The 14,829-nt window shown below is 46.4% G+C and carries 13 protein-coding genes; 9 read left to right on the top strand and 4 right to left on the bottom strand.

The features are described from left to right. The first annotated feature begins 147 nt into the window (after positions 1–147). A complete protein-coding gene (locus ACFSKO_RS11155) occupies positions 148–3,459 on the top strand; it encodes a YhdP family protein (protein ID WP_380251498.1) in 3,312 nt (1,103 codons plus the stop codon). 110 nt (positions 3,460–3,569) lie between these two features. Here the strand turns inward: ACFSKO_RS11155 and tyrS are convergent, their stop codons facing one another. Continuing rightward, positions 3,570–4,838 (bottom strand): tyrosine--tRNA ligase, encoded by a 1,269-nt coding sequence (tyrS, locus tag ACFSKO_RS11150; protein ID WP_380251496.1) that lies wholly within the window; start codon positions 4,836–4,838, stop codon positions 3,570–3,572. Positions 4,839–5,044: 206 nt separating this feature from the next. Here tyrS and ACFSKO_RS11145 point away from each other — a divergent pair, with 206 nt between their 5' ends. From ACFSKO_RS11145 to ACFSKO_RS11135, 3 genes are all read left to right on the top strand, one after another. Then, positions 5,045–6,112 carry an anhydro-N-acetylmuramic acid kinase gene (locus ACFSKO_RS11145; protein ID WP_380251494.1) on the top strand — a complete coding sequence of 356 codons (1,068 nt, stop codon included), beginning with the start codon at positions 5,045–5,047 and terminating at the stop codon, positions 6,110–6,112. A 233-nt stretch (positions 6,113–6,345) separates the two neighbouring features. After that, the gene (locus ACFSKO_RS11140) at positions 6,346–6,690 is read left to right on the top strand and encodes a hypothetical protein (protein WP_380251492.1); all 345 of its coding nucleotides are present in this window, start codon (positions 6,346–6,348) and stop codon (positions 6,688–6,690) included. Between the two features lie 28 nt (positions 6,691–6,718). Next, on the top strand, positions 6,719–8,185 hold the full coding sequence (locus tag ACFSKO_RS11135; protein WP_380251490.1) for a methyl-accepting chemotaxis protein: 1,467 nt from the start codon (positions 6,719–6,721) through the stop codon (positions 8,183–8,185). 129 nt (positions 8,186–8,314) lie between these two features. On the opposite strand, the gene ACFSKO_RS11130 is transcribed toward ACFSKO_RS11135, so the two are convergent. Next, a complete protein-coding gene (locus ACFSKO_RS11130; RefSeq protein ID WP_380251488.1) occupies positions 8,315–8,560 on the bottom strand; it encodes a prolyl oligopeptidase family serine peptidase in 246 nt (81 codons plus the stop codon). A gap of 187 nt (positions 8,561–8,747) precedes the next feature. Then, positions 8,748–9,344, bottom strand: coding sequence for a TetR/AcrR family transcriptional regulator (locus ACFSKO_RS11125; protein ID WP_380251486.1), 597 nt, complete (start codon positions 9,342–9,344; stop codon positions 8,748–8,750). Between the two features lie 202 nt (positions 9,345–9,546). On the opposite strand from ACFSKO_RS11125, the gene ACFSKO_RS11120 reads away from it, so the two are divergent. After that, positions 9,547–9,936, top strand: a complete 390-nt coding sequence (locus ACFSKO_RS11120) for a RidA family protein (RefSeq protein WP_380251484.1) — start codon at positions 9,547–9,549, stop codon at positions 9,934–9,936. A 147-nt stretch (positions 9,937–10,083) separates the two neighbouring features. Here ACFSKO_RS11120 and ACFSKO_RS11115 read toward each other — a convergent pair whose 3' ends face one another. Next, a complete protein-coding gene (locus ACFSKO_RS11115) occupies positions 10,084–10,734 on the bottom strand; it encodes an alpha/beta hydrolase (RefSeq protein ID WP_380251482.1) in 651 nt (216 codons plus the stop codon). Between the two features lie 243 nt (positions 10,735–10,977). Between ACFSKO_RS11115 and cysE the strand changes: the two genes are divergently transcribed. From cysE to ACFSKO_RS11095, 4 genes are all read left to right on the top strand, one after another. Continuing rightward, positions 10,978–11,748, top strand: coding sequence for a serine O-acetyltransferase (cysE, locus tag ACFSKO_RS11110; protein ID WP_380251480.1), 771 nt, complete (start codon positions 10,978–10,980; stop codon positions 11,746–11,748). A 79-nt stretch (positions 11,749–11,827) separates the two neighbouring features. Then, positions 11,828–12,340 carry an Rrf2 family transcriptional regulator gene (locus tag ACFSKO_RS11105; protein WP_380251478.1) on the top strand — a complete coding sequence of 171 codons (513 nt, stop codon included), beginning with the start codon at positions 11,828–11,830 and terminating at the stop codon, positions 12,338–12,340. A gap of 141 nt (positions 12,341–12,481) precedes the next feature. Then, on the top strand, positions 12,482–13,600 hold the full coding sequence (locus ACFSKO_RS11100; RefSeq protein WP_380251476.1) for a cysteine desulfurase family protein: 1,119 nt from the start codon (positions 12,482–12,484) through the stop codon (positions 13,598–13,600). A gap of 19 nt (positions 13,601–13,619) precedes the next feature. Next, complete coding sequence (locus tag ACFSKO_RS11095) at positions 13,620–14,816, top strand: aminotransferase class V-fold PLP-dependent enzyme (protein WP_380251474.1); 1,197 nt, start codon at positions 13,620–13,622, stop codon at positions 14,814–14,816. Positions 14,817–14,829 lie beyond the last annotated feature (13 nt).

Genomic DNA, 14,829 nt, shown 5'->3' with positions numbered 1-14,829 from the left:
TTTCGGGTACCGACTTTATCGTGAGTACCCACCTTGCTTCGAGTACAGTGCAAAGGCTGTAGAAAATGGTCAAGAGATTGAGTAAAAAATTATGCGGCACCTTATCGATTCAGGTCGAACTTTGAGCGCGCGGAGACACTTTATTTAATGATTCGGAAGTCTTCCCTGTTTGTTCTTGAACTGATTGCCGCTTTGCTGGTTATCACGGCTGTTTTTGCAGGTATCGCGATTTGGCGCCTGTCGTCTGGACCTGTCCAGCTTGATTTCCTTACGCCTTATGTGGAAGAAGCTTTTGTTGATCAAGAACAAGGTATGCGCCTTGATGTTGAAACAACAATGCTTGTCTGGGTGCCAAAAGAGCGTGCAATTGCGGTGCAGGTAGAAAACGTTCGGATTATTGACAAGGAAGACAATACCATCGCTGCTGTTCCCTTAATGGGGATTGATTTTGATCTTGGAGCTTTGCTTCGGGGAAAGATTGTGCCTACGGGCGTTGGGGTGATTGGGCCTGAACTTTATCTTGTGCGTGCTGAAGACGGTCATTTTGAGATTGAAAATAGCCCTTCTGGTATGAAGGTTGAAGGTGGTCCAAGTTTTGGCGATATTTTACCCGAGGTACTTGATAGTTTGATGACTGACCGGGAAATAGGTCATCCTCTGGCTTATCTTGATCAACTTGCTATTGTTGGCGCTAAGCTTGTTATCGACGACAGAAAGCTGGGGCTGATCTTTAATGTTCCTTATGCTGATATTAGTATCCGTCGTGATAAACTGGGTCTTGACGGCGAGCTGGATCTTGTTGTCGATATTGCAAGTGAGGAAGCGATTCTCAATGGTGCATTTGTTTATGATAAAACGTTACAAATCATAGATCTGGCTTTTGAGCTTTCGGGGATCAAGCCAACAACATTGGCAAAACTTGACCCAAGTCTTGCGGAACTTTCCACAATTGATATTCCGCTCGCGGCATCGGTTGCGACTTCACTTGATCTGTCAGGAGAATTTGGCCGAAGCCGATTTGAGCTTTCCGGGGGCAGTGGAACGATTGCAATACCAAGCCAAAAAATACCGGAACTTCCCGTGCAGGGGCTTTTCCTTAAAGGCAGTTACAGTAAAACAAATCAAAAACTGACCCTTGATAACGCAGCGATTAATTTTGGTACTGAGACAGAAAAGGGCCCCCAACTCTCTATTGCAGGGAGTGCCTCCGGCCTTGAAGGGGATATGCAAATCCTTGCAGGGGTGAGAGCGGTTGACGTACCTCTTGATGACCTTTCGTTATATTGGCCGGAAGACAAGGCAGGGGATGCACGCGAGTGGATCACGGAAAATATCCGAACTGGTATGGCAGATGAAGCTGTAATTAAGGTTGTTCTGGATATTCCCGAAGGTGATTTTGACAAGGCTAACCTTGTCTCTCTCAAAGGGACGATGAAATACTCTGACTTGGACGTGCACTATTTGCGTCCTTTGCCACCCGTGGGAAAGGTGTCTGGTACGGCCGACGTCCGCGCAGATGGGCTTACACTCTTTACAGAGGGCGGCATGCTTGAAGATATGTCCGTTCTGCCAACGACTATCGAAATAACCGGTTTGGATGTTGAAAATGAAAAAATTGCGATCCAGACTGCGGTTGAGGGACCAGTGAATACTGCCCTCACAATTTTGAACAGTGAGAATTTACGACTTATCGATGAGCTGGGAATCGACCCGAAAGAGACCAGTGGCGCAGCGGCTGTTGCCGTCGACTTTGATTTCTTGTTGCTTAAAGACTTGAAGTTTGAAGACATTGCCATTGATGCTTCTGCTAAAATTAAGAAAACCCGGATTGGTAAGATCTATAATGGCCTTGATGCGACCGAGGGCGAGCTGGAACTGAACGTCACGGGCAAAGGTATGCATGTGACCGGGCCTTTGTTACTTGCTGATATTCCTTTAACCATTGATTGGCATGAAAATTTTGGCAGTGACGTCAGCATACGTACGGACTTGAAGGCAGATATCCCACGTATTGAGCCCAATGGGCTGGAAAAGTTGGGTATTCCTGTTGCAGACTATATTACGGGTCCTGTCTCACTCTCTCTTGCATTGGAAAACAGAACGGATAAAACCGGAGTTGTTCAACTTGCGACGAATCTTCAGGACGCGGTGCTTAAACTTGATGAACTTAATTATCAAAAAGAAGTGGGTGTTCCTGGTCAATTACAAGCCATCGTAGCGTTGCAAAATGGCGAAGCTGTAAAAATTAACAGCTTCGATTTGGAGGCCAATGACCTTGCCGTAAGTGGAGAGTTAACCTTAAGCGATAACGGAATATCCCAGGCTTCCCTTGATCAACTTCAACTCGGAAACTCTTTACTTACCGATGTGATGCTCGACTTGCGGAACGATAAACCTGTCGTGGTTATTGGGGGCGGGGTTCTAGATGCAACCCACTTTATTGGTGATGCGGAAGTACAAACAACTGACACTACCTCAATATCAACAGGCGAGACGGACAGTGTTGTTCCTGAAATCGTTACAAAAGAAACGGAAACGACGGCGCCAATTGTCGTAATAGCTGAAAAATTAGATGCTATTTACATGGGGGAACAAAGGTTCTTTAGAGATGCTTCTCTGTGGATAGACAAAGAGGTGGACGGATGGAAGCGCATCCAGTTCACCGGAGAGATTCCAAAAGAACTTTGGCACGCAGAAGGTGTTAAGGGAACGGAAGAGACCGACAACGTGGTGCGAACCTTTGCGATGGCCTACCAACCCCTTGAAAATGGTCAACAGGGCTTAAGTATTACGGCAAATGATTTCGGTGCCATGTTACGTGCTCTGGATGTCCTTGATACGGTTGAAGGCGGTTCTCTGCAAATTAGTGGAACGGCGTCGAATTATCGAACAGAGACACTACTTAAGGGGAATATTGAAGCGCGTGGATTGCGCCTTGTGAAAGCCCCGACCCTTGCCAAGATGCTGGCCTTCGCTTCATTAACGGGACCTGTGACGACCTTAACGACAGAGGGTATTGCCTTTAACGAGTTGAAAGGCGATTTCACTCTGCAGAACGGATTTTTGAGAAGTGACCTTATCAGACTCTATTCTTCATCTATTGGCCTGACGGCAAAGGGTGAAATTGATACCACTAAAAAATTGCTGGCTGTGGATGGCACCATTGTCCCCGCTTATACGATTAATCGTATTCTAGGTGGCATACCTCTGATTGGGAACTTACTCACGGGAGGCGAGGGCGAAGGAATTGTGGCCTTTAATTACGCTTTAAAAGGTGATTTGGAAGAGCCTGAAGTTTCTATTAATGCTCTATCAGGTCTCGCGCCGGGCTTCCTTCGCAATATATTTGGTAATGCCACTCCGACGACCGAAGGACAAAAGACATCTGAAGAGAAGGCCGCAGAGGAAGCAGAGGAAGCTGAGGAAAAAAAGCAATCCAAAGAGAAGAAAGTGCCTTAAGTTGATTTAAAATAATGTTATTTTAATCAACATGAAAATTTATAGAGCAAAAGAAAAAGGGCTGTAACCTTACAGCCCTTTTATATGATGCAATTTTTTAATGTGTCTGATTAAACGGGTTTTACCAGAATGTGCCTTTTCTTGCCAGCTGAAAGCTTGATAGATCCTTCGGCGTTCAGGTCTGTTAGAGAAATAGACAGGTTATCATCTTTGATTTGGACATCGTTTAAACGACCTCCACCACCTTTGATCAGCTTGCGGGCTTCACCGTTACTGGTTGTGAGGCCGACTTCTTTGAGAAGTACGAAGGCTGGAATTCCTTCTTCAAGACGAGATTTTTCAATGTCAAAACTTGGCAAGTCAGCACTCATGCTGCGTTCTTCGAAGGCCTTCCGTGCAGTTTCAGCTGCAGCTTGAGCCGCTTCCAGTCCGTGACAAAGTCTCGTTGCTTCAGTGGCGAGAACTTTTTTTGCTTCGTTGATGCCGGCACCTTCCATTGTTTCCAAGCGTTTAATTTCATCTTCGGAAAGTTCGGTGAAAAGACGCAGGAAACGGCCGACATCGGCGTCTTCTGTGTTGCGCCAGTATTGCCAGAAATCATAGACGGACAGACGCTCTTCATTAAGCCACACAGCACCGCCGACGGTCTTGCCCATCTTGACGCCTGATGAGGTGGTGAGAAGTGGGGACGTCAGACCGTAGACTTCGTTCCGGCTGATACGGCGCGTGAGATCGACACCATTGACAATGTTGCCCCATTGGTCTGATCCGCCCATTTGCAATAGGCAATCCTGACGTTTGTTCAACTCCATGAAATCATAAGCCTGTAGGATCATGTAGTTGAATTCAAGGAACGATAAAGATTGTTCACGATCAAGGCGTAGCTTAACAGAATCAAAACTGAGCATACGGTTGACGGAGAAGTGCACGCCATAATCCCGAAGGAATTCAAGATAGTTGATGTTGTCGAGCCAGTCAGCGTTATTGACCATCACAGCGTCTGTTGGGCCGTCGCCAAAGGTCAGGTATTTAGAAAAGACCTTTTTAATACCGTCCATGTTGTGTTGAATTTCTTCATCAGTGATCAGCTTGCGAGCTTCGTCTTTGAATGAAGGGTCACCAACTTTACTGGTGCCTCCGCCCATCAAAACGATAGGTTTGTGGCCAGATTTTTGCAGCCAACGTAACAACATGATCTGAACGAGACTGCCGACATGCAGAGAATCTGCTGTGCAGTCAAAGCCGATATAAGCTGAGATTGGACCTTTTTCGAGTTTTGAATCCAGGGCATCCATATCCGTGCATTGATGGATATAGCCACGCGTGCTCAGCTCACGAAGGAATTCTGAACGATGGTTGCTTGCTTGTGGCGCGGTCATTGTAAATCTCGCTTAGTTCGAAAAAGGTCAAAATTATTGTAAAAAGTACGACAGAAAAGTAATCCTCTACTTGCCGTAGCCGCAGGGATTTAACACAATCCCCTTAAGGAAACAATCTTCGATACGATGTATCCCTTGTGTTTTCATGTTAATATCTATTCGGATTTAGGTGTCTGAAATCAGTAAAAGCGTAAGGCGGGAATGGTATGACACAGCAGTGGCTCTTGGGTTTGATGAGTGGAACGTCCATGGATGGCATCGATGTGGCGCTTATCAAAAGCGATGGTGAAGAGGTCTTTGAACAAGGCCCCACCCATAGTCTGCTCTACACAACTGAGCAACGTGCGCAGCTTGAATCTGTGATGGGAGCAAGTAAAGAGACGACCGAGGCCGAAGAAGCTTTAACCTATTGGCACAATGACGCGGTGCATCAGCTTTTGCAAAAAGAGGCTCTTAAGTATTCAGATATTGAGTTGGTCGGATTTCATGGGCAAACAACCTTTCATGATCCGGCTCGCGGTATAACCAAACAAATTGGCGATGGCGCATTGCTTTCTAAACTTTGTGGCATCCCGGTGGTAAATGATTTCAGATCTGCAGATGTTGCTGCTGGTGGGGAAGGAGCCCCCTTTGCCCCACTTTATCACCAAGCGTTGGCGCGGGACCTGAACAAACCAATTGTTGTTTTAAACATTGGTGGCGTTTCGAATATCACCTATCTTGGACCCAATGGTTTTGTCCTTGCTTGCGATACAGGGCCTGGGAACGGACTTCTGGATGACTGGATATTTAAGCATTTTGGAAAATCTATGGATGAGGATGGGCGCATTGCTTCGTCTGGCAAAGTCGACCAAGCAGCATTAACAAAGATGTTGGATAATCCCTTTTTCTCTCTGGACCCGCCAAAGTCTTTAGACCGCTATGACTTCTCAAGCGAGTACGTCCAAGGCTTGAGTCCAGAAGATGGGGCTGCGACTTTGACGGCCTTCACCGCAGTGGTAAATACAAAAGTACTCTCGTATCTTCCGCAGGTTCCTGAAAAGTGGCTTGTCACTGGTGGCGGTCGGCACAACCCTGTGTTGATGGATGCATTGCGTGAAGGGCTTAAAACGTCTGTTGACCCGGTAGAAAACGTCGGTTGGGATGGAGATGCCCTAGAAGCACAAGCCTTCGCCTTCCTCGCCAAGCGTAGCCAGCTTGGCCTGCCGTTATCTCTGCCATCAACAACGAAAGTTCCTGATCCTTGTTTGGGCGGGGTGTTACACGCTGCTTAACGATGTTTATCGGTTGAGCTGAAAGGGTAAGCATGATGATTAAAGCGGGCGATTGATTAATATAATACTTTTAATAACCCTCTGAATTTGACTTGAAATGGCCGTCATACCTGTATGACGGCCTCATTTATGTTGGGTGATTTTTGATAGACTTAATCATTTCCTAATAAAAAATGGTTTATTTACAAATAGTGTAGAGTGAATTTTCCAATTCGAAGTTTAAGGCTTAATTTATGCGGGGAAAATATAGCGATAAGGACAGGAATAATTGTTCATCTTTGAAGGATTTTTTCCCAGCTTTATTCTTGTTGTTGTTTAGCAGCATGTATTTTGTGTACCTCTTTTTTCGCCCGCCAGAAATGACAAAACAAATAGCTGTCTTGTTTCCGCCAAATATTACTTTTCAACAGATCCATTCTTACCTCGCAGAAATAGATGCGCGGATTGTAAGAGTGGGGCTTTGGGATAATCTTGTAGTGATAGATCTAGGTGCAAAATTAGATACCTCAATGATCCAGATTCCAGGTGCACTCCTTTTGCTTGATGCGGTTACGACAGGTGGCTGTTTTTTTTATTAATGCTCGTTGTGAATGAAAGAATACCCTTATGAATGATCTCGGTACCATCCGTAGTCGGGCGGCAAAGATGTTTACGATTTTTATCTTCGCCCACATCATTGCCGTACCAATAATTGGCATAATTTTAGGCATCCCGTTTGTCGACGCTGTGATTATAACTGTTATCGTCGCAGCAGCGGTTGGATTGACTTGGAAGTTTGCGGGACCAGAAGCGCCGGCCACGCTATACATTATCGCTGTTGGGCTTAGCCTGATGCCTGCGATCATAACCTATCTCTTTAAAGGGCATCCTTGGCAAATCGATATTCATATGTATTTCTTTGCCAGCTTAGCCATGATCACGGCCCTTTGTAGTTGGCGCGCAATCGTCGTGGCAGCAGCCACAGTGGCTGTTCATCACCTTGCTCTAAACTTCTTAATGCCTTTGGCGATTTTCCCATCGGGAGCCGATTTTGCACGTGTTGTTCTTCATGCTGTCATTGTAATTGGAGAAACGGTCGTCTTGTTATGGCTCGCAGTTAAACTGGAATCAGCCTTCCGTCAGGCAGCACAAGCATTATCAGAAGCGACACAAGCGCAAGAAGAGATGAACATTGCGCGTGATGAGCAGCGTGCTACAGAGCAAAGAATGGCAACTAAAAACCACGAATCTAAGGTGCAAATGGCGGTTAATTTTGAAACCTCTATTGGGAAGATTATATCTTCTGTATCAAACTCTGCAGATACCATGCGTGTCACTGCTGAAGGTATGGCAACTGCCGCATCGGAATCATCTAATCAAGCCACCATTGTTACGCAGGCCGCAGAAGAAGCTTCTGGTAATGTACAGTCTGTTGCTGCAGCAACAGAAGAGTTATCAGCTTCTATTAACGAGATTAGTTCCCAGGTACAGCGGTCAGCTGATATTGCCAATAATGCGGTCCAGGAAACATCAAGTACGAATACTAAAATTGAAGGACTTGCTGCCGCGGCAGAAAAAATTGGTGAGGTTGTTAAGTTAATCAATGACATTGCTGAACAAACCAACCTTTTAGCTCTCAATGCGACGATTGAGGCTGCAAGAGCAGGAGATGCGGGTAAAGGCTTTGCTGTTGTCGCTTCAGAGGTCAAGTCTCTGGCGAATCAAACGGCGAAAGCAACTGAAGACATTTCGACCCAAATTGGTTCAATCCAATTGGAAACCAAAGAAGCAGTTGAAGCAATTCAAAGTATTTCTCTGACCATTAATTCTATTCATGAGGTATCTACTGCGATTGCTTCTGCTGTTGAAGAACAAGGTGCTGCCACATCTGAGATTTCAAATGCTGTACAGCAGGCAGCGAAAGGAACGGATCAGGTTTCCTCAAGTATCTTAAGGGTACGGGAAACCGCGACATCGACAGGATCGGCCGCGAATGAAGTTCAAATTTCTGCATCCACACTTGCGACAGAGGCTGAACAGCTTGAACACCAAGTTGGTGAGTTTATAAACAAGCTTAAAACGCTAGAGGCATAGTTTAAGGCGTAGAGCGACCTGATAAACGATGATATCCGTTCACGGTTATATCGGTTCAAGGCAATGTGAAAAGGCCACTGGTTACAAATGTAATCAGTGGCCTTTTCATATTTATCACTCGGGAGAGTGTTATTCTTCAGCCGGGATTAGATTGCGGCTGACGTAGTCTTGGATATGGCTATCGATGATTTCCATTTCGTTTTCGAAATAGTGACCAGCGGTCGGTTCTATCCGATAGTCGATCTCAATGTCTTTTTGTGAATTTAGCTTGTCCACAAGTTTTGCCGTTGCGGATTCTGGAACGACATCATCGCGTTCACCCTGAACGATCAGGCCAGATGACGGGCAGGGTGCCAGAAAGCTGAAATCGAACATGTTAGCTGGCGGGGCGATGGAGACAAAGCCGTCAATTCCCGGGCGGGTGCATGAGCAACTGCATGCTGATCCAGGCGCCAAAGGAGAAGCCGGATACCCAGCACTGGCTGGCGATTATATTTCTGATAAATAGATGATCGTAAAAACGGGCTACCTGATTCTTTCTTTGACATATATCGAGACGAAGTCAATGTGAGTGGCAAAGTAGGCCTGTCATTAGCACACGAAAAGATTCAATAGCATTCTCAAGGACCGTGTGCGAAGCATCCTCAGTGGCGACCCACAATGCTGCACTTAGCGCAGCCCCGTTAATCAACCTGGCAGTAACCTCGGGGTTTACTGGTTTGACAACACCATCCGCGATCAATTGCCGGATGGATTGAGATGTTCTACGCAAACAGCCTGTTTGATTTGGCCATTGCGACGGATCGCCCAGAACGGCGGGGCCGTCAAGCAGCATGATACGTTGAATTTCTGGTTCTAGCGCCATTTTAATGAAGGCGATATTTTCATCCATAAGACCTTGCCAAGGCGTCGGTGCTTGGTCATGAGCCGTGATTAAACGGGCTACAATCTCGGTATCTATTTGGTCTATTACAGCGCGTAAAAGTCCTTTTTTGTCCCCAAAATTATGATAAAGAGCACCGCGTGTAAGTCCGGCATCGGCGGTTAAATTATCCATGGATGCAGCGGAAAATCCCTTGGTGGCAAAGGCTTTACGGGCAGTCTTTATCAGCATGTATTTAGTTTGCTCAACCATTTCTGCTCGGTTACGTGGTGCCATTTTACTTACCCATTAACATACGGTGCGTATATTTGTTGACATACGCTTCGTATGATGAAATATTTAAACATACGGTTCGTATATTAATAATCGTTCCGCTAGGCGAAGTCTAGAGAATCTAACTCGAAAGCTAAAGTGCGCTTTGCAGTCAATTTGGGGCTGACCTTTCGTGCTACTTTCTTAATAAATAAGGTAAATATAAATGGCTAAACGCGATGTTATTTTTCCAGCAGATCGACAGGAGCTTTACGAGCTCCACAAATACTCGGCAGCAGTGCGCTCGGGCGAATTATTGTTTGTCTCAGGACAAGTTGGCGGGAGAGAGGACGGGTCTCCTGAGCCTGATTTTGAAAAGCAGGTTACATTGGCCTTTACAAATCTTCAGAGTGTTCTCAAAGCAGCAGATTGTACTCTGGACGATGTTGTCGATGTAACAACATTTCACACTGATCCCGAAGCTCAGTTCGAAACAATTATGGCAGTGAAGTCCCGTTTCTTCGATGAAACACCTTACCCGAACTGGACTGCGCTTGGGGTTAATTGGTTGGCTGGATTTGATTTTGAAATTAAGGTCATTGCACGAATTCCATAAAACAATCCTTTTACAGAGAGGTTAAAGGCGCAGGCAGCAATCAAACCGAGCAAGTAACCTATCCAATTACGGTGACAAAGTTGCAAAAAAGGCCACTGGTTACAAATGTAATCAGTGGCCTTTTCATATTTATCACTCGGGAGAGTGTTATTCTTCAGCCGGGATTAGATTGCGGCTGACGTAGTCTTGGATATGGCTATCGATGATTTCCATTTCGTTTTCGAAAAAGTGACCAGCGGTCGGTTCTATCCGATAGTCGATCTCAATGCCTTTTTGTGAATTTAGCTTGTCCACAAGTTTTGCCGTTGCGGATTCTGGAACGACATCATCGCGTTCACCCTGAACGATCAGGCCAGATGACGGGCAGGGTGCCAGAAAGCTGAAATCGAACATGTTAGCTGGCGGGGCGATGGAGACAAAGCCGTCAATTTCCGGGCGGCGCATGAGCAACTGCATGCTGATCCAGGCGCCAAAGGAGAAGCCGGATACCCAGCACTGGCTGGCGTTGGCATTGACGGATTGTAGCCAATCGAGTGCTGATGCAGCATCGGAAAGCTCGCCTTCGCCGTCATCGAACGTTCCCTGAGAACGTCCCACACCGCGAAAATTAAAGCGCAGAACTGAAAAACCCTGTGCTTTGAAAGAGTTGAACATCGTGTAAACGATTTTATTGTTCATTGTGCCGCCGTGCTGAGGATGCGGATGTAGCATCAACGCAATCGGAGCATTGGGGGTTGGATTGTGAAAATAGCGTCCTTCAAGACGACCTTCTGGGCCGTTCAGAATAATATCAGGCATACAGTCACTGTTCCCTATAGTTGACTTCGAGGCTTTATTTCAGCCGATCACCTGTCTAGACTACCCTCACATAAGTTATTGTGTAGTTTGCCTAAACACTTGTTGCACTTGACCTTAGCGACCCGGATTATTATATCGCAAAGGATGTGCAGTGTTATTCCAATGCACTGTATATAATCTACAGGTAGCTCTTAGCCAAACACCTTTTTCAAGAAAGTAAAAGGTAGTTATAGGAACGAACACATGTTCGAGAGATTAAAAGCTGAAATCGATGCCACAATGTCACGGGATCCGGCTGCGCGTTCTCGCGCTGAAGTCGTGCTGTGTTATCCCGGTTTTCAGGCAGTAAGTCTCCATCGACTATCCCATAAACTTTGGCGTCATGAATGGTATTTACTTGCTCGGTGCTTGTCGCATCTAGGTCGAATTATTACGGGAATCGAGATTCATCCCGGTGCGACTATTGGGAAGGGCTTTTTTATCGATCATGGCATGGGCGTTGTGATTGGAGAAACATCTGTTATCGGCGACAATGTGACGCTCTATCATGGCGTGACTTTGGGAGGGGTTGCCCCTAGTGTTGATTCCGATGCTCAGCGGGGCACCAAACGACATCCTACTTTGGAGTGCGGTACAATCGTAGGATCGGGAGCTCAAGTGCTCGGTCCCATTGTGGTCGCATGCAATGCCCGCATTGGGGCAAATGCAGTCGTGACCAAGGATGTACCATGCTGTGCTACTGTTGTGGGTATTCCGGGTAAAGTGGTGAATCCTAAAGCACCGGCAGTGGTGGATGAACAACCTTTTGTGGCTTATGGAACACCAACAGGGGATGTTCCTGATCCTGTAGGACGTACACTGGAAGGACTTTTAAATGAAGTTCAGACGTTGCGCAGGCGTATAAATGCGTTGGAAGGTCAGGACGATTTTCAATCTAATCTACTGACAAAAAAAGCAGAAGCGGATAAGACCGATAATGCTGGAGACGATATTTCTCCGCCAGGAAAATGTTGATATTCGCAGCGCTGATATTTTAAGGCTGTGATGAGTTGGTTTTGGCCAGATAAATAAAAAAGTTCAGGAGTGATGGGCTGTGAAACTAAGCACTAAAGGTCGCTATGCCGTTATGGCCATGGTTGATTTGGCTCTCTATGCAAACGAGCGCCCGGTATCTCTTGCCGAAATAGCTGAACGTCAGGAAATATCCCTGTCTTATCTTGAGCAACTATTTGCCAAGTTGCGCAGGGAAAGTCTTGTAACGTCGGTTCGTGGTCCCGGTGGCGGTTACAGGATGTCAAAAAAATCCGACGAAACCATGATTTCAGATATTTTTCAGGCCGTCGAAGAACCAATTAAAGCCACAGCTTGTGTTCCTTCCAGTCCACAGGGGTGTCGGAGCGATAAAAGCCGTTGCATAACACACGATTTGTGGCTGGGGCTTTCCAATCATATATACAGCTATTTAAACAGTGTTTCCTTGGCAGATGTAATCGAACATCGTATTGATCCAGGATCAGATTTCTTTTTGCCATCTGGTCCTTGTGATGCTGGTGCAGGTGATCATGGTTCTAACGCAAGTTCGAACAGTGGTGTTGCGGCAGAGTAACGATAAGTTATTCTGTAGAATGCTTTGGTAATAAGTTATTGTTTGTAACCAGTGTATAAATCCATCTTATATGCTTTTGTTTGTTGTGCTGCTGCCTTGGGAATGATTTCCCTATGCTTAAAAAATACATGAGACCTTGAAATGCGCCGTTCCATCTATCTTGATTACAATGCTACGGCACCTGTTCGGCCTGAGGTCATTGAAGCCGTTACTTCTGCTCTTAAGCAAACGGGCAATCCATCTTCTATTCACGAGTACGGACGCGCGGCCAGACGGCTGGTCGAAGATGCTCGCGCGGAAATAGCAACACTTGTGGGCAGCAAGCCAGCCCGCGTGGTTTTTACTTCTGGGGGAACCGAAGCCAATAATCTGGTGCTCAAAGGTTCAGGTCGCAATCGGATTTTAGTGTCTTCTATAGAACACCCTTCTGTATTGCAGGTTTGTGAAGGCGCTTTGCAAATTCCTGTGGATGAAAATGGAAATCTTCAATTAGCTGCTTTGGAAAAGTTGCTCGACGAAGATGGCGAGAACACGCTGGTTTCTGTCATGATGGCCAACAATGAAACGGGCGTATTACAGCCGATTGATCAGATTGTGAAACTTGCACATGATAAAGGGGCATTGGTCCACTGTGATGCGGTTCAGGCCGCAGGCAAAGTAAGCATCAACTGCGAAGAACTTGGCATCGATTTTACGACAATTTCGTCCCATAAACTTGGTGGTCCGCAAGGAATGGGCGCTCTGATTTTGGGCAAAGGCCTTGAGATTACATCCCAGCAACTCGGGGGTGGTCAGGAACGCCGTCGCCGTGGCGGGACCGAAAACGTGCCTGGGATTGCAGGCTTTGGTATTGCGGCAAAGCTCTCTCTTGAGGGGCTTTCTGATATGCAGAAGAAAACCCAAGTTCGTGAGGCCATGGAACAAAAACTTTTGACCGCTGCTCCGATGGCGCGGGTATTTGGTGCTAATACACCCAGAGTTCCCAATACGACAACAATAACAATGCCCGGCGTACCATCGGATACCCAGTTGATGATACTCGATCTTGAGGGCTATGCAGTTTCTTCTGGATCTGCTTGTTCTTCAGGAAAGGTCCAGACCTCTCACGTTCTCAAAGCTATGGGCGCAGATGACAAGGTGGCCGGCGAAGCAATTCGGATCTCGACAGGATGGAATTCTAGCCCGGAAGATTTGGATCGCTTTGCCGATGCGTGGATTGCTTTGTTCCAACGTAAGGGGGAACGACCCACAGATGTCTAATGAAGGCGTTTAAACTGTAATGCAGAACAAAAAAGCCAATCGATCAGTTAAACCTATCTATCTCGATTATCAGGCGACAACGCCTACCGATCCTCGTGTCGTTAAGGCAATGATGCCTTTCTTTAGTGAGAGCTTTGGTAATCCGCACTCTGTTGACCATGCTTATGGCTGGGAAGCAGAAGAGGTCGTTGATAAAGCGCGCCAGCAAATTGCGGATGTGATTGGTGCTGATCCCCGGGAAATTATTTTTACATCAGGGGCTACAGAATCTAACAATCTGGCAATCAAAGGGCTGGCTCATTTTCTGCGTGATAACCCTCGTATTCTTGGCAACGGAACATCGCGTAATCGGGTTGTTACCACAACCGTTGAACACAAATGTGTCTTGGAATCTGTAAACCGCCTGGAACGTGAAGGTTTTGAGGTTCTTAGACTGCCCGTGGATGACATGGGTTTGGTTGATCTGGATGTCTTGGCAGAGGCTGTAACCGAAAATACGGCACTGGTTTCCATTATGGCGGTTAACAATGAGATCGGCGTGATCCAACACTTGAGCCGTATTGGAGAAATCTGTAAGGCAGCAGGGGCAAAATTTCATACGGATGCGGCCCAAGCCGTAGGGAAGATCCCTCTGGATGTGAATAAAATGCAAATCGATTTGATGAGCATTTCCGGGCATAAAATTTATGGTCCAAAGGGTATAGGTGCTCTTTATGTGCGTAGACGCCCCCGTATTCGTCTTGAACCTTTGATTGATGGCGGAGGTCAGGAACGGGGACTGCGTTCAGGTACACTGGCAACGCCTCTTTGTGTCGGGCTTGGCGCCGCAGCTCAGTTTGCGAACGAAGAGATGTTTGGCGAATATGATCGTCTGTCATCTTTGAGCCAGAGATTGCGAGAAGGATTGAAGGCCGGCTTAACGGGCATACATTTTAATGGCGATCCCGAACAAAGGATTCCAGGTAATCTAAATGTAACCTTTGACGATATTTCTGGGGCTGCCTTAATGAAGTCGGTCCCGGGGTTGGCCCTCTCTATGGGATCAGCTTGTACTTCGGCAGATCTTGATCCTTCTTATGTGCTTAGAGCGTTAGGATTAAACGAAAATCAGGCGTTATCATCTTTACGCATTGGTCTGGGCCGCTTTACGACAGAGGCTGATGTTGATGGTGCTATTGATATTTTAACCGCTGCGGTCAAGGAAATGCGTCCCTAAAAGCTTCCTGATT

Origin of the sequence: Kiloniella antarctica (assembly GCF_042682825.1) — a bacterium.
Classification (GTDB): Bacteria; Pseudomonadota; Alphaproteobacteria; order Kiloniellales; family Kiloniellaceae; genus Kiloniella; species Kiloniella antarctica.
The sequence above is the reverse complement of the archived record's forward strand: the minus strand, read 5'-3'. Positions and strand labels throughout refer to the sequence as shown.

Bases quoted from the DNA above. Each gene is read 5' to 3' on its own strand.
- ACFSKO_RS11155 (WP_380251498.1), top strand. From the start codon at position 148: ATGATTCGGAAGTCTTCCCTGTTTGTTCTTGAACTGATTGCCGCTTTG.
- tyrS (WP_380251496.1), bottom strand. From the start codon at position 4,838: ATGACCGCGCCACAAGCAAGCAACCATCGTTCAGAATTCCTTCGTGAG.
- ACFSKO_RS11145 (WP_380251494.1), top strand. From the start codon at position 5,045: ATGACACAGCAGTGGCTCTTGGGTTTGATGAGTGGAACGTCCATGGAT.
- ACFSKO_RS11140 (WP_380251492.1), top strand. From the start codon at position 6,346: ATGCGGGGAAAATATAGCGATAAGGACAGGAATAATTGTTCATCTTTG.
- ACFSKO_RS11135 (WP_380251490.1), top strand. From the start codon at position 6,719: ATGAATGATCTCGGTACCATCCGTAGTCGGGCGGCAAAGATGTTTACG.
- ACFSKO_RS11130 (WP_380251488.1), bottom strand. From the start codon at position 8,560: ATGTTCGATTTCAGCTTTCTGGCACCCTGCCCGTCATCTGGCCTGATC.
- ACFSKO_RS11125 (WP_380251486.1), bottom strand. From the start codon at position 9,344: ATGGCACCACGTAACCGAGCAGAAATGGTTGAGCAAACTAAATACATG.
- ACFSKO_RS11120 (WP_380251484.1), top strand. From the start codon at position 9,547: ATGGCTAAACGCGATGTTATTTTTCCAGCAGATCGACAGGAGCTTTAC.
- ACFSKO_RS11115 (WP_380251482.1), bottom strand. From the start codon at position 10,734: ATGCCTGATATTATTCTGAACGGCCCAGAAGGTCGTCTTGAAGGACGC.
- cysE (WP_380251480.1), top strand. From the start codon at position 10,978: ATGTTCGAGAGATTAAAAGCTGAAATCGATGCCACAATGTCACGGGAT.
- ACFSKO_RS11100 (WP_380251476.1), top strand. From the start codon at position 12,482: ATGCGCCGTTCCATCTATCTTGATTACAATGCTACGGCACCTGTTCGG.
- ACFSKO_RS11095 (WP_380251474.1), top strand. From the start codon at position 13,620: ATGCAGAACAAAAAAGCCAATCGATCAGTTAAACCTATCTATCTCGAT.